The sequence below is a fragment of the Azomonas agilis genome, from assembly GCF_007830255.1.
GTDB classification, from domain to species: domain Bacteria; phylum Pseudomonadota; class Gammaproteobacteria; order Pseudomonadales; family Pseudomonadaceae; genus Azomonas; species Azomonas agilis.
Genome location: NZ_VLKG01000016.1, coordinates 11587 through 25415, shown reverse-complemented (window position 1 = coordinate 25415; position 13829 = coordinate 11587). Strand labels below are relative to the sequence as shown.

Here is a 13829-nt window from a genome sequence, read left to right as displayed (position 1 = left end):
TATCATCTCCTAAACCCGTTTAGGGCCTGCTCCAGACGTTGCCAATCTGCCTCCGTAGCCGGTAAGCCCAGACGCAAGCCCTGCAATTCGGGGAAATGGCGCAGTAAGATGCCTTGTTGAGCACAGTGCTGATGCAAAGCCGCTGCTTGCTCAGTGACCAACCAGTGGAAAAAAGCCGTGCTTCCTACAATGGGAAACCCTTGATGCGCTAATAGCCTGTTCAGGCGTTGGCTGGTTTGATGCAAGCGTTGGCGTTGCTGCTGTTGTGCTTCTAGGTTTTGCAGGCATGCGGCCCCAATCCAACGTGCTGGGCCGCTCACAGCCCAAGGCCCCAGCCAGTGCTCCAGCGCTTCTAGCAACTTGGGCTCTGCCAGCACAAAGCCTAAACGCACTCCTGCCAGCCCAAAGAACTTCCCTAAAGAACGCAACACAATCAGCCCCGGACGCTTGCTGGCAGCGGCTAGGCTGTGCTCTGGAGTGGCATCCATAAAGGCCTCATCCAGCACCAGCCAACCACCTCGTGAAGCCAACTGCTTGTGCCAAGTCAGTAACAACTCAGGCTCCAGCAATTGCCCGGTCGGGTTACTTGGGTTGACCACCACCAGCACTTGTAGATCGGGTAGTCGAGTAGGAATATCAGCTTCCTTCAAAAGCTCAACACAGTGACCCGCCTGTTGCCACTGATACGCATGTTCGGCGTAACACGGCGATAATATCCCCACTCGACTGGGCGGACGCAAACGCGGTAAGGCTTGAATAGCGGCTTGGGTTCCGGCCACCGGCAACGCATGGGCCGCACCGTAATAATGGGCGGCTTGCTCGGCTAAACCATCCTCCGCTTCAGGGAGGCGCTGCCAAAGTTGTTCGGGTACGGCAGGAAAGGGAAGCGACCAAGGGGCTAATCCGGTGGATAAGTCCAGCCAATCCTGCATCGGAATGCTATAGGTTTGCGCGGCTTGGCGCAGGCGGCCACCGTGTTCAAGCATACAGCCATCCACCCAACAATCCACCTAATAGCAGCAGCGCCAGCCAAAGCCCTGTGACCCGCTGCAATAGCCTTAAAGCTCGCTGGATATCCTTAGCCTCAGGGACTGAGCCTTCGCCCAAATCGGGGCGTTGATGGATGGCGCCACCATATACCGCCGTGCCGCCCAAACGCACCCTTAAAGCCCCAGCACCCGCAGCCATCACCGGCCCCGCGTTGGGACTGTCCCACAAAGGTGCTTGAGTACGCCAGCAATGCAGAGCCGTTCGGGTATGGCCACAGAGGGCATAGCTTAAAGCCGTTAAACGGGCGGGAATGTAATTGAGTCCATCGTCAATGCGCGCTGCTGCCCAACCAAAATGTAGAAAGCGGACGTTCTTGTAACCCCACATGGCATCTAAGGTATTGCTTAGGCGATACAACACCACACCCGGAGCACCCGCGACCACAAACCAGAACAAGGCTGCAAAGACCGCATCACTGCCGTTCTCTAATACAGACTCGGTGGCGGCTCGTGCCACAGCATCCGCATCTAAAGCTTGGGTATCTCGGCTAACGATGTGGCTCACTCGCCACCGAGCTTCGCTTAGGTTGTGTGTGTGTAGCGCTTGGATGATGGGCTGGACGTGCTCAAACAGACTGCGCAAACCAATAGCCAAATACAGCAAACCCACCTCAATCAGACAGCCCAGATAAGGAATTTGACTCAACATCCAAGCCAAAGCGGTTAATGGCAACACGGCCAATGCCCAAGCCAAAAGACCTGCTGAGCGCTTTCCTTGCCCTTGTGGATTGAGCTTAAGCTCCAGCACATTCGCCCAAGCACCAAAGGCCACTAGAGGATGAGCGCGCCTAGGCTCTCCCAGCCAGTGATCCAACAATAAAGCCGCTATGACCGTCAGTGCTGTACCCATCAACATAGAGGCGTGCCCCAATCGTCTTGATACAGTAACTCCGACAGAGGACGAGCTTTTGTCCAGCCCTCAGCCTCTAACATCGGTTGCTGATAAAAGGCTGTCACTGGCCCCAAGCAGAGGATCGCCACGGCTTGTGCGCCTTGAGGCAGACTCAAAAGCGGCCCTAAAGCCTCAGGATCGAACAGGGAAACCCAACCCATACCCAAACCTTCAGCCCGGGCTGCCAGCCACAGGTTTTGGATGGCACAGGCCACTGAGGCTAAATCCATATCGGGCAAGGTACGGCGGCCAAAAATATGCGCCTCACGCCCTTCCATCAAAGCCACCACCAGCAGCTCGGCGCAGTCTTTAATACCTTCTACTTTCAGGCGTAGAAATTCGTCCCGTCGCTCACCCAAAGCTTCTGCCGTCTGTTGGCGCTCTTGCTCCACTAGATTTTGGATCGCTGCACGCCGCTCAGGATTACAAATTCGGATAAAACGCCAAGGCTGCATTAAACCAACGCTCGGAGCCTGATGAGCTGCATTCAGCAGACGTTGCAATACCTCCGGCTCAATCTGTCCACCGCAAAAATGCCGCATATCTCGGCGCTCTGCGATGGCTCGGTACACCGCCGCCCGCTCAGAATCAGTAAAGTCAGCAGTCATGGCAAAAATAACGCCGCAGCGGCCTGTGGGTTAGAAGGCAGATAAAAATGAATGTAGGAGGCGGTCAAACGCCCCAGCCGAAATACTGACTCGCTCACAGACCGCGCATTTGGGCTGTACCCTAGGGCTATGGGCTCTACGGATAACTCAAGGCGCGAGTAATGATAACTATGGCCCCGCAATTGGCCCTCGGGTAACTCAACCTCTTGCAAGGCTAAGGCTACTAAACGCGGCTGCATCACGGCTTTCCCCGGTAACAGCCCTAGCAAAGCCGCGGACTGTCCCTCAACATCGGTTAGCCGCTCCAGCACATAAAGCATCCCCCCACATTCAGCCAGTATGGGTTTTGCGGCCGCATGATGGGCACGAATGCTCTGCATTAACTCTTGGTTATCTGCCAAAGCTTCAAGATGCAACTCAGGATAGCCACCGGGAAAATACAGGCTATCCACCTCTGGCAACTGGGAATCCCGCAAAGGGGAAAAAAACTTCAGCTCGGCCCCTAACTCCTGCAATAAATCCAAATTGGCTGCGTAAGTGAAGGCAAAAGCCTCATCCCGTGCGATACCAATCCGCACTCCGACCAGCAGCGGAAGCATACTAACCTCAGCGGCAGGCTCAAAGGTTATTGCGTTAGGCAAAGGAGGATTGGCGCTGTGGGCGATGGCTTCAGCAGCAGCGTTTAGGCGATCCTCTAAATCGGCTACTTCTTGCGCTTGAAATAAGCCCAGATGACGGCTGGGTAACTCCCAATCCGTCCTACGTGGTAACGCACCCCACCAAGGCAGCCCTTCCGGCAGGCTGCTACGCAGTAACTGCGCATGCTGCTCACTGCCCACACGATTAGCTAACACGCCGGCAAAGGACAAACCCGGTTGATAATGAGCCATACCATAGACCAAGGCACCGAAGGTTTGCGCCATAGCCGCGGCATCAATCACTGCCACAATGGGAATGCCGAATTGACGCGCCAAATCAGCGGCTGAGGGCGAACCATCAAACAACCCCATGACCCCTTCAATCAGAATCAGATCGGCCTCAGCGGCGGCTTGCCACAGCAAACGGCGGCACGCTTCTTCCCCTAACAACCACAGGTCTAAGGAATACACCGGCTGACCGCAGGCTTGGGCTAAAATCATCGGATCTAAAAAATCCGGCCCACACTTAAACACCCGTACCCGCCGACCTTGACGACCATGAAAACGAGCCAAAGCCGCCGTCACCCAAGTTTTACCCTGACCTGAAGCGGGTGCTGCAATCAACAAAGCGGGGCAATTCGAAGACTTAATCACTGTGTTCACGGCAAAGATTAGGCGTTAGCCGAAATGATTGCGTACTTAGCTTCTATTGACCACAACAGACTGCTTTATCCCGCAAAATTAGAGACGCAAAGTATCACCAATACAAGGGTAAATCGAGAAGAGACGACCCTACCCAGTGAGCGAATTCAGACCACCTCAGTGTTTAGAAGTCATCTTTTTGCTGTTTGGGAATCAAATCATTGGTACGCCATGAAAAGAACAGCAAAAACGTTTGCTTAGTGTTATGGGAATAGCCAAAGGTTGGTGAAGAAGCATCCACGTACTGCCCCGTTTTTGGGTTATAGGCAACAGCAGCAAAGCTGGCGACTCCCACCTGACCGTCTTTGCCGTACAGGGCTAGTTCAGGAACGCTGATAGAGCTAGAAGCCAGCGGTAAAGGCAGCTCAAAGGCTGGAATACCCACCACCGTGTTTTTGCGATCTGTAGACAGGGCTCCGGCACGGGTTTCCACAATCACATCGGCCTTGGTTTTATCATCAATCAGCAAAACCCCTTTGGAGAGCAAATGACTACGAATAGCGGCTGTTGCGTACTTGGCATCCGTACCTTCAAAGTTGCTGCTTTCGACAAAGACTCTGGTATTGGCTGGAATTTTTAGATTCAACCGCTGTGCCGCTCGCTCGGCAGCGGTCGAAATTAAGAGTTGTTCGGTAGCGCTACGGGCTGGATTGGTCTCTTCTAGGGTAGAACACCCCTGCACCATCAACAGCATAGAAACAGCTAGCGCGGTGCTAGAACCTAGAGGGAGCTTGGTCATTAGGCTTCCTTATCTCAAGTTGAAGCTTGAGTCTCTGCACAGCAGAATTGATCTGCACAAGACTCAAAACACCTATTCCGGCTGTGCCTTACTGCATTGGATCAAGCAATAACGGAAAAGTTCTCAACAGCGATATGCTATCATTCATCCATTTAACACAGGTTCCATGACACACGAAATAAAGAAAAAATCAGCGATTCAGAATAACACGCACAAGGAGGGCTTAAGTTCATGAACAAGCAGCTGATGATTTTGGCGGCCACAGCAGTCAGCTTAACAGGCTGTCAAAATGAAGACAGTCCTGCCAATACCAGCACACCCAGCAACAGTGCAACCAGTGCAGAAACCCGGGCCCAACTGTCGGCGGAAAGTACCGAGCTCAAGGCTGAGCTGGCCCGCTTGCAAGCCGCTGATCCCAGCGTCAAGGATGTTTACTACGGGGTTGATGAAGCCGGAAATCGCGTACTGCACGTGGTGCGCGATCAAGGTAATGAGCAATCCCAAAGCAGTATTTGGCCTTTGGTAGCAGGCATGGCGGCGGGCGCTTTGATCGGGCACATGATCAGCGCGGGCGGGGTGAATAACTACGCGCGGCAAAATCCGCCCCTACGCACCAACAGCTATTACAGCCGTGAGGATGAACGCCGGCAACGCAATATGGCTACCTCCAGCTACAATAACAGCTTGCAGCAAAACGCCCAAAGAGCAGCGACCCCGGTTACACCTGCAACAGGAGCAGCCAGTTCAACCCCTGTGCGCCCACAAGCCAGCAGTGCGGTACAGCCCTCAACCGGCACCAGCACTACAGCCACTCAGCCTTCGTCCGTCAGTTTACAAAAACAACCTACGTCGAACGCGGCTCCGGCTTCCAAAGACTCCACCAGCTCCAGTATGTCTACTCGCAGTAGCAGTGTATTTAGCAGCTCTAACTCCAGCTCAAGCCGCTCCAGCAGCTACAGTGGCGGAGCCTAAGGGCATGCAGATCACCCACCACTCAATCGCTTTGGATTTGGACAGCCTGCTCCGCGAAGAGCTGCCCTACCTGTATGGGCTGTATCAACATCATGCGGCCCTGCGTAATAACGTGCAGGAGCTTTTGGCCTTCCCCCTACAGCATGCGGCGGCTATGCCGTTTTACAATATTCCAGAGTCCCAGATTGGGGGTATCCAGACGGCTTTTTCTGCAACCTATGCGGCTTTGCTGGAGGGTCTACAGAGATTGTTTGCAGATCCTGAGGCCTTGCATCGCTTCATGGACTGCCCCTTTCTACGCAAGCACGGGGCCTATTTTATTCCCTATGCCCGCCATACCTTCAACAGTCGCACCCTAATTGGCCAAAGTCTGTACGGGCGCTTCGATGCAGTAATCAATCCTGATAACGGAGCAGTCACTGGAATTTACGAGTTCAACGGGGATACGCCCGTAATGTTGTTTGAGTCCATTAACCTACAACATCGTCTACTCAGCCAGATTGACCCAAGCGGACAAAGCCAATACAACGAATGGTACGACTTAACACGCAACCTGCTGAAAGCCCATCGGCTGGCACCACAGCATCAGATTGCCCTAGCCTGTTCCTTTGACCATATTGAAGACTTAACCACCTGCGAAACCCTAGCGCAGGTCATCGGAGAGCAAGCCGCTGCGCACCTTCTGGATCTGTCCGACATCGACTACGACCACGCCGAGCGGCGCCGCCCCTTTGTGATCCGTAACACCAATACCTATTTAGATGCCCTCTTTGTGCTCTCTCCTTGGGAAGAGATGGTGGAGCAGTTTCCAACGGCGTTCATGAACTGGGAACAATGGGCCAACCATGTCGCTTTGTTGGAACCTGCTTGGCGCTGGTTTATGAGCCATAAAGGCTTGCTGGCCTATGTCACTGAGTTGATGGAGCAGGATTCCGACTTTGCCCAACGGCATCAAGCGGCCCCTTTACTCCGAACCTATCTGACTCCAGACCCTTTCCGAGCCGCTCAACAGGCTTACGTCAGCAAGCCGGTTTTAGGACGACTGTCCGCCAATATTGAGGTTTTTGACGCTCAAGGCCAGCTTCAAGTACAGACTCAAGGTCTCTACGCGCAAGGGCCACGCATCTATCAGCAGTATCAGGCCGCCGCACAATGGCCGGGCAGCGCTCAGCATTTTATTGCTGGCATGTGGATGGCGGGCCAAGCCGGTACTAAGCAGGCCATTCCGGCAACCCTGTGTTTTCGTGCGTTTGAAACGCCTGTCCTTGAACTCAGTAACGAGCGTTTTATCCCACATCAGATTGTGGTCTAAGATGTTCTGACCTAAGCCCCAGACATAGGGCTTAACAGCCAAAAGGTGATTCCTTACACATTCTTGCTTCATTTATAGGTGCAGACTGACATACTTTGGTGGGCAGAATCTAAACACAGTCTATAGCTGCCTTATAGGGAGCCTTCCCATAGCATGGAACTCATCTGATGATTACAGAACACCTTCCCCTATCTAACCATCGTGGTCTTATTCTAGGTGTCGCTAACGAACACAGCATTGCTTGGGGTTGTGCCCGCGTTCTAGCTGCTCGCGGCGCCCAATTGGTACTCTCGTGTTTGAATGAGAAAGCCCAAGCCGTAGTAACCCCCCTCGCCGAATCTATTCAAGCACCGCTACATATCTGCAATGTCGAGCACCCCGGAGATTTGGAGCACCTAGTTCATCAGGCCGTCAACCAATTAGGCGGCTTGGATTTTGTGGTGCATTCCATCGCTTGGGCCCCTAAAACAGATCTTTTGGGCCGTGTGGTAGACAGCAGTGCCGAAGGCTTTAACGAGGCGATGCGCGTGTCGTGCCACTCCTTTGCTGAACTGGCGCGCTTGGTGGAACCCCACTTACCTCAGGGCGGCGCACTGGTCACCATGACCTACATCGGAGCCGACGACGCCATCCCACATTATGGATTGATGGGGCCGGTTAAAGCGGCGCTGGAATCCTTAGTGCGCTATATGGCACTTGAGCTTGGGCCTAAGAATATTAGGGTTCATGCGGTTTCTCCCGGCCCCTTACCCACTCGGGCCGCGTCTGGTTTACCCCAGTTTGACCAACTGATGAGCCGTATGGCCTCTGAAGCTCCCCTAGGGCGTTTAGTCACCCTAGATGAAGTGGGCGGCTGCGTCGCCTTCCTCGTTGGGCCTGATGCCAGCGGTATGACCGGCCAAACCCTGTATGTGGATGCAGGCGTACACGCCGTTCGCTAACTCCACCCCCGTTCTGATCGCGGCTCAACAGGAGCTGGCGATCAGAGCCTAATCCTGTAGGCTACCTATATACACTTCATCCTGACACGAACTGAATGTCCCACATCCTGCGCCTGCTTCCAGTGGTTGTTTGCTGCCTGTTAACGGCTTGCCAGAGCCTTCCCCCTCAGCCATTAGCGACTGAACCCCGTTCAGACTCCCCTCCGAAGTTAGATACCTCAGCTTCCCTACCGGAGCCAGAACCCGAACCCACAGCGCTGGAAACACACCTAGCCTCTTTGCCTATTCCGCCTAATCCCAAAACCTTAAAGGCGGAGTGTTTACGCATGGCTGAACTGTACAGCACCAGCATGGTGGCCAAAGCGACTTGGTTTTACGCTCAAACCCCGAATAAACCCAGCCTCAATGATTTAGAGGCGGCCTTACGTGCTTCTAAAGCTCGGGCTGAGCGTTTGGGATGCCCCGACTTTTGGAACGAGCCCTGAGTTAAGCTCACCCCCACATACCCTTGGAGGATTGCCCTTGGATTGGCACACACTGCTTACCCGCGAACGCTTAGGCAAGGTAGTACATAGCCCAGAGGAGCTGGGCCGCAGCCCCTTTCATAAAGACCATGACCGCATCATCTTTTCCGGTGCGTTCCGGCGTTTAGGTCGTAAAACACAGGTGCATCCGGTATCCAGCAACGACCATATCCACACCCGCCTAACCCATTCCTTAGAGGTAAGCTGCGTGGGCCGCTCCTTAGGAATGCGCGTAGGCGAAGTGTTACGAGATGAGCTGCCCGCTTGGTGCAGCCCAGCGGATCTGGGTGTCATCATTCAATCGGCTTGTTTGGCCCACGATATAGGCAACCCACCCTTTGGCCACTCTGGTGAAGATGCCATCCGTCACTGGTTTTTGCAGGCATTAGAGCGCGGCTGGTTGGATCAACTGGAAGATGCCGAGCGGCTGGATTTTTTAAACTTCGAGGGTAATGCCCAAGGCTTTCGGGTGCTGACCCAACTGGAATACCACCAGTTTGATGGCGGTATGCGCCTCACCTACGCCACCCTTGGCGCTTACCTGAAATATCCTTGGGCCGCCCGGCACGCAGAAGCACTGGGTTACAAAAAACATAAGTTTGGCTGCTACCAAAGCGAACTGCCTTTGTTAGAACAAATCGCCGCCAAATTGGGCGTTCCATTGGTTGAAGAACAGCGCTGGGCCCGTCATCCATTGGTTTATCTGATGGAAGCGGCTGACGATATTTGCTACGGCCTGATCGACCTTGAAGACGGTCTGGAAATGGACTTACTGGATTACGCCGAAGTAGAAGCCTTACTGCTCAATCTTGTCGGTGATGATCTGCCCATTACCTACCGCCAATTGGGGCAACAGGACTCACAACGGCGCAAACTGGCGATCCTACGCGGTAAAGCCATTGAGCACCTGACCAACGCCGCCGCCCGTGCCTTCGTCAAACAACAAGAAGCACTGTTGGCCGGTAATTTAGCCAGCGATCTGGTCGATCACATGCACGGCCCTGCAAAGGAGTGCGTGGTACGGGCCAAGCAAGTAGCGCGGGAAAAAATCTTCCACAACAAACGCAAAACCCTGCACGAAATCGGGGCGTACACGGTTTTAGAGATTTTACTCAATGCTTTTTTTGGCGCAGCTTTAGAACAACACAGCAAGCGCCCTCTTTCCATCAAAAATCAGCGCATCTTAGACCTGCTAGGCTATCACCAGCCCGGCCCTGAGCTAAGTTTGTATCAACGCTTTTTACGCATGATGGACTTTATTGCGGGCATGACCGACAGCTACGCCGCCGAAATGGCCAACGAAATGACAGGCCGCCCTAGGGTTTTATAACCATCTACACCCATCTTCAGGGGGCTAGCGACTATAGTCCAGCCCCTGCTTGATTTTGAACACGCACAGCGGGCTCAGGCTCAGGCATAATGCGGCAGCTTTTCCACCTCCGGAACCGCTTGCCTAACTCTATTGTTGCGCCTGACTCCATGAAAAAGACCCTGAGTACCCTTGCACTAACCAGTCTGATCCTGTTTGCCGGATCGGCTCAGGCAGAAGCTATTAACCAAAGCCTGCCCGAATCCGTCGCTCAGGCGCTAAAAGCCAACAAGCTACCGCCTGATGCAGTGTCCTTAGTCATGCTGCCTTTGACCAGTCAGGATACGCCCACCATCTTCAATGCAGACGTGCCCCTCAATCCGGCCTCCACCATGAAGCTGGTCACTACCTACGCGGCTTTGGAGTTACTGGGCCCAACCCACCAGTGGAGAACCGAGTTCTACACCGACGGCTCTTTGAAAGCGGGCGTACTCAGCGGCAACCTGTACCTTAAAGGCGGTGGAGATCCCAAGCTCAATATGGAGCGCCTCTGGCTGTTGATGCGTGACCTGAAGGCTAATGGGGTACGCCAAATCACCGGAGACTTGGTATTAGACCGCAGCTTTTTTATACCTCCACAAAATGACAGCTTCGTGGACGATGGCGGCGATGAGAACAAACCCTTCCTTGTCGGCCCCGATGCTTTGCTGGTCAATCTCAAAGCATTACGGGTTTTAGTCCGCAACGAAGAAGGCCGCATCAGTGTGGCTACCGAACCACCAATGGCCAACCTGATCATCGACAACCGCATCAGCTCCCAACGCGGTGTGCAGTGCCAAGACTGGCCCAATACGCGCTACAACGTAACGCAAAACGCGCAAGGGCAATTGGTGATGGTGGCTACGGGTAATCTTCCTGAAGGGTGCAGCGGTCAAAGCTATCTATCCATCCTTGACCATCCACAATACGCCGCAGGCGCGGTACGCGGCATCTGGCAAGAGCTTGGCGGCAGCATCCAAGGAGCCGATCGTTTAGGCAACGTCCCGCCCAAAGCCCGTTTGCTGGCCCGTGCCTTTTCGCCGGATGTAGTAGAAGTCATCCGCGACATCAACAAATACAGCAACAACACTATGGCGCGTCAGCTATTCCTCAGCATTGGGGCACGTTTTCGGAACGCCAATGATGCTGACGATGCCCAAGCCGCCAACCGTGCGGTGCATAATTTGTTTACTAAGAAAGGTTTGGATGCTTCCAACCTAATTATGGAAAACGGCTCAGGCCTGTCTCGCAATGAGCGCATCAGCGCTCGGGAAATGGCCTATATGCTGCGCGCCGCTTGGTATGGCCCCTATGCCCCTGAGTTTATTTCCTCCATGCCCTTAGTGGGTATGGACGGTACCATGCGTAAACGCCTGCGCAACATGGCCGGCGATGCCCACATCAAAACCGGAACCCTAAACAACGTGCGGGCTATTGCAGGCTTTAGCCGAGATGGACGCGGTAATACTTGGGCGGTGGTAGCCATCCTCAACCACGACCGCCCTTGGGGGGCTTCCTCGATTTTGGATCAGGTGTTAATCAGCCTACAAAGCCGTAAGTAAGCACATCAGTGTTTCAAACAGGGAGGCTTTGTAGCCTCCCTGTTCTTTTACTCTCTACCCTATTAACTAAGCCTTGGCTTGAATACGCCACGCCCGATGGATCTTCGGATTACGTTGAAAGTCCTCGTCTATGGTTTGAGCACTGATTTCCTCGACTCGATAGCGCTGCAACAGTTGCTCATCCAATACAAAACGGCGGAAGTTATTGGAGAAATACAGGGTTCCGCCCGCCGCCAAACGGGTCATGGCTAAATCCAGCAAGTGTACATGATCGCGCTGTACGTCAAACACGCCGTCCATACGCTTCGAGTTCGAGAAGGTCGGCGGATCAATGAAGATCAGGTCATACTCCTCGCGGTCTTGCTCCAACCAATGCACTACATCCGCCTGCACCAAACGGTGACGTTCAGAGTAACCATTCAAGGCCAGATTACGCCGTGCCCAGTCTAAGTAGGTTTTGGATAAGTCCACACTGGTGGTCGAGCGCGCACCGCCTTTAGCCGCATGCACACTGGCAGTGGCGGTATAGCAGAACAGATTCAAAAAGCGCTTACCGGAAGCCTCCGCCTGCAGGCGTAACCGCAGGGGTCTGTGATCCAAAAACAAGCCGGTATCTAGATAGTCGTGCAGATTGACCAACAGCTTCAAAGCGCCTTCCTGCACCTCCATAAAGTCCCCTGTGGCCTGTTGACGCTCGTATTGGCGCGTTCCGGTCTGGCGCTCGCGTCGTTTGAGCACGATTCGCTCTGAGGGAATGCCCAAAGCTTGGGGAATAGCAGACAAGGCATCTAACAAGCGCAACTGCGCTTTGGCCGGATCGACACTGCGCGGGGCCGCATATTCCTGCACATGCACCCAGTCACGGTATACATCAATGGCCAGCGCGTATTCGGGCATATCCGCATCGTACAGGCGATAGCACTCAATCTGCGAACGGGCGACCCATTTGCTAAATTGCTTGAGGTTTTTCCGTAGGCGATTAGCAAACATCTGCGCCCCTTCGCTCAAAGGTGCTGCAACAGGAGCAGCAGCGGGCGCATCCTTAGCCCGATGATCGGCAGCCAAGGCGGCACCTCCCACAAAGGCCTGGGGCTCAATGCGAAACAGCAGCAGTTTGCAGGGCAAAGCGCCGTTCCACAGCGCGTATTGTTTATGGCTGCGTACCCCCATGCGCTTACCCAGTTCAGGGGCTCCGGTAAAGATACCCGCCTCCCAGCCCAAACAGGCTTCGCGCATCCGCTCACCTAAGTGACGGTACAGATACACCAGACTCGCCTCGTCGCTTAGGCGCTCACCATAAGGTGGGTTACACACCACCAAGCCCTTCTGTCCGCGATCGGGATGGGGTTCAAAGGTCGCCAATTCGCCCTGATAAACCCGAATCCACTGGCTAAGCCCAGCGCGCTCAATGTTGTTACGCGCCGGTTGAATCAAACGCGGATCAGCTTCATAGCCGCGAATCCACGCCGGGGGTTTAGATAACCCCTCCTCCGCCCGCTGCAAAGCCTCTTGATGTAACCGTGACCACAGAGCCGGAACATGCCCCAGCCAATAAGTGAACCCCCATTGAGGCCGATGTAAATTAGGAGCCACATCTGCGGCAATCAAACCCGCCTCAATCAGCAGCGTTCCCACACCACACATAGGGTCAGCTAAAGCGCCGCCTTCGGCAGCAATGCGAGGCCAACCGGAGCGAATCAAAATGGCTGCGGCTAAGTTTTCTTTCAGCGGGGCAGCGCCTTGCTGCAACCGATAACCGCGCTGATGCAGGCTATGGCCCGATAAATCCAGCGATACCGTGGCCTGCCCCTGCTCCAGATGCACATGAATGCGTACATCAGGATTCAGCTTGTCCACATTGGGCCGCCGTCCCTGATCGTCGCGCAGTTGATCCACTATGGCATCTTTGACTTTCAGTGCTCCGAAATGGGTGTTATCAATCCCTGCACCTCGGCCCGTAAACTCAATGGCTAAACTGCCTTGAATCTCCAGATGATCGGCCCAGTCGATGGATTGAATTTCTTGATAAAGCTGCTCTGCACTGGCCACTGCAAAACGCCTAAGCACCAGCAACACTCTGTTGGCTAAACGTGACCACAGGCAAAGACGATAGGCGGTTTCCAGACTACCCGTCCCCTGAATAAAAGCCAAACGCTCGCGAGGCTGCTCTAAACCAAGGCTACGCGCCTCGTCACAGAGTAGGATTTCTAAGCCCTTGGGGCAGGTAAGGATCAGTTCGTGCTGGTCAGTCATGGAAATTCCGGAAGTAGTTGGCAAATTCGACCGATAATCTGGAGCAAATCAGAAATAACAGGCGCCCATAAGCTTTAGATGTGCTGAGGCTAAAATCCTCAGATTAGGGGGTTTTCTAGGCTTATTCTCGACAGGCTTAGAAAGGTTGATAAGCAAAAAGTGAACAACTTATGACAAATTGATCGTTCCCGCTGATCCTAGAATCAGGTAAAGATTAACCAACCGCTGCCCTAATGGGCCCAACAGGGCAGCGGTAGAAACCTGTTTTAAGCCATATCAGGTTTCGCTA

12 protein-coding genes are annotated in these 13829 nt (G+C 54.0%); 6 read left to right on the top strand and 6 right to left on the bottom strand.

What is annotated here, in order from left to right; genetic code table 11:
• Window positions 1-2: 2 nt before the first annotated feature.
• The 5 genes from cobD to LX59_RS14825 form a co-directional block, all read right to left on the bottom strand.
• Window positions 3-986 (bottom strand): threonine-phosphate decarboxylase CobD, encoded by a 984-nt coding sequence (gene cobD / locus LX59_RS14845; RefSeq protein WP_144573251.1) that lies wholly within the window; start codon window positions 984-986, stop codon window positions 3-5.
• Window positions 979-1899 (bottom strand): adenosylcobinamide-phosphate synthase CbiB, encoded by a 921-nt coding sequence (gene cbiB, locus LX59_RS14840; RefSeq protein WP_144573272.1) that lies wholly within the window; start codon window positions 1897-1899, stop codon window positions 979-981. The genes cobD and cbiB overlap by 8 nt, the downstream gene beginning before the upstream one ends.
• On the bottom strand, window positions 1899-2549 hold the full coding sequence (gene bluB / locus LX59_RS14835; RefSeq protein ID WP_144573250.1) for a 5,6-dimethylbenzimidazole synthase: 651 nt from the start codon (window positions 2547-2549) through the stop codon (window positions 1899-1901). The genes cbiB and bluB overlap by 1 nt, the downstream gene beginning before the upstream one ends.
• Complete coding sequence (locus tag LX59_RS14830; RefSeq protein ID WP_144573271.1) at window positions 2546-3838, bottom strand: cobyrinic acid a,c-diamide synthase CobB; 1293 nt, start codon at window positions 3836-3838, stop codon at window positions 2546-2548. The genes bluB and LX59_RS14830 overlap by 4 nt, the downstream gene beginning before the upstream one ends.
• Before the next feature lie 175 nt (window positions 3839-4013).
• Window positions 4014-4628 carry a DUF6655 family protein gene (locus LX59_RS14825; protein WP_144573249.1) on the bottom strand — a complete coding sequence of 205 codons (615 nt, stop codon included), beginning with the start codon at window positions 4626-4628 and terminating at the stop codon, window positions 4014-4016.
• Between the two features lie 231 nt (window positions 4629-4859).
• Here LX59_RS14825 and LX59_RS15655 point away from each other — a divergent pair, with 231 nt between their 5' ends.
• The 6 genes from LX59_RS15655 (at window position 4860) to dacB (ending at window position 11287) form a co-directional block, all read left to right on the top strand.
• Window positions 4860-5600, top strand: coding sequence for a hypothetical protein (locus LX59_RS15655; RefSeq protein ID WP_170234391.1), 741 nt, complete (start codon window positions 4860-4862; stop codon window positions 5598-5600).
• A gap of 4 nt (window positions 5601-5604) precedes the next feature.
• The gene (locus tag LX59_RS14815) at window positions 5605-6912 is read left to right on the top strand and encodes a glutathionylspermidine synthase family protein (protein ID WP_170234390.1); all 1308 of its coding nucleotides are present in this window, start codon (window positions 5605-5607) and stop codon (window positions 6910-6912) included.
• 167 nt (window positions 6913-7079) lie between these two features.
• Window positions 7080-7853: an enoyl-ACP reductase FabI gene (fabI, locus tag LX59_RS14810; protein WP_144573246.1), complete on the top strand. Its 774-nt coding sequence runs from the start codon at window positions 7080-7082 to the stop codon at window positions 7851-7853.
• A 95-nt stretch (window positions 7854-7948) separates the two neighbouring features.
• Window positions 7949-8338, top strand: a complete 390-nt coding sequence (locus LX59_RS14805) for a hypothetical protein (protein ID WP_144573245.1) — start codon at window positions 7949-7951, stop codon at window positions 8336-8338.
• Window positions 8339-8375: 37 nt separating this feature from the next.
• Window positions 8376-9707, top strand: coding sequence for a deoxyguanosinetriphosphate triphosphohydrolase (locus LX59_RS14800; protein ID WP_144573244.1), 1332 nt, complete (start codon window positions 8376-8378; stop codon window positions 9705-9707).
• A 149-nt stretch (window positions 9708-9856) separates the two neighbouring features.
• A complete protein-coding gene (gene dacB / locus LX59_RS14795) occupies window positions 9857-11287 on the top strand; it encodes a D-alanyl-D-alanine carboxypeptidase/D-alanyl-D-alanine endopeptidase (RefSeq protein ID WP_144573243.1) in 1431 nt (476 codons plus the stop codon).
• 66 nt (window positions 11288-11353) lie between these two features.
• Here the strand turns inward: dacB and rlmKL are convergent, their stop codons facing one another.
• On the bottom strand, window positions 11354-13540 hold the full coding sequence (gene rlmKL / locus LX59_RS14790; RefSeq protein ID WP_144573242.1) for a bifunctional 23S rRNA (guanine(2069)-N(7))-methyltransferase RlmK/23S rRNA (guanine(2445)-N(2))-methyltransferase RlmL: 2187 nt from the start codon (window positions 13538-13540) through the stop codon (window positions 11354-11356).
• Between the last annotated feature and the right edge of the window lie 289 nt (window positions 13541-13829).

Coding starts and splice junctions, on each gene's coding strand:
- cobD (WP_144573251.1), bottom strand. CDS start 986: ATGCTTGAACACGGTGGCCGCCTGCGCCAAGCCGCGCAAACCTATAGC.
- cbiB (WP_144573272.1), bottom strand. CDS start 1,899: ATGGGTACAGCACTGACGGTCATAGCGGCTTTATTGTTGGATCACTGG.
- bluB (WP_144573250.1), bottom strand. CDS start 2,549: ATGACTGCTGACTTTACTGATTCTGAGCGGGCGGCGGTGTACCGAGCC.
- LX59_RS14825 (WP_144573249.1), bottom strand. CDS start 4,628: ATGACCAAGCTCCCTCTAGGTTCTAGCACCGCGCTAGCTGTTTCTATG.
- LX59_RS15655 (WP_170234391.1), top strand. CDS start 4,860: ATGAACAAGCAGCTGATGATTTTGGCGGCCACAGCAGTCAGCTTAACA.
- LX59_RS14815 (WP_170234390.1), top strand. CDS start 5,605: ATGCAGATCACCCACCACTCAATCGCTTTGGATTTGGACAGCCTGCTC.
- fabI (WP_144573246.1), top strand. CDS start 7,080: ATGATTACAGAACACCTTCCCCTATCTAACCATCGTGGTCTTATTCTA.
- LX59_RS14805 (WP_144573245.1), top strand. CDS start 7,949: ATGTCCCACATCCTGCGCCTGCTTCCAGTGGTTGTTTGCTGCCTGTTA.
- dacB (WP_144573243.1), top strand. CDS start 9,857: ATGAAAAAGACCCTGAGTACCCTTGCACTAACCAGTCTGATCCTGTTT.
- rlmKL (WP_144573242.1), bottom strand. CDS start 13,540: ATGACTGACCAGCACGAACTGATCCTTACCTGCCCCAAGGGCTTAGAA.